1 protein-coding gene is annotated in these 273 nt (G+C 55.7%); it reads left to right on the plus strand.

The genetic code is table 11. The features are described from left to right. Positions 1-273, plus strand: a 273-nt coding sequence (locus tag R0J92_RS22995; protein ID WP_411053372.1) for an ABC transporter permease subunit, incomplete at both ends; no start/stop codon positions are given.

The following is a 273-nucleotide window of genomic DNA, read 5'->3' on the forward strand; positions in this document are numbered from 1 at the left end:
GTATTGATGCTGTGCCGCCCGGTCAGCGCGAAGCCGCAACTGCCTTGGGGCTGCGTTACTATAATCGTATGCGCTATGTGATCCTGCCGCAGGCTGCGCGCATTTCCGTCGCGCCTACAGTGGGGTTTCTCGTGCAGCTCATCAAAGGAACGTCTCTTGCTGCAATCATTGGCTTTACGGAACTGACACGCCAAGGTCAGATCATCAACAACGCGACGTTCAGCCCGTTCATGGTGTTTGGCACCGTGGCTGCTGTCTATTTTGTCCTGTGCT

It is taken from the genome of Tritonibacter sp. SIMBA_163 (assembly GCF_046535935.1).
Lineage (GTDB): Bacteria > Pseudomonadota > Alphaproteobacteria > Rhodobacterales > Rhodobacteraceae > Epibacterium > Epibacterium scottomollicae.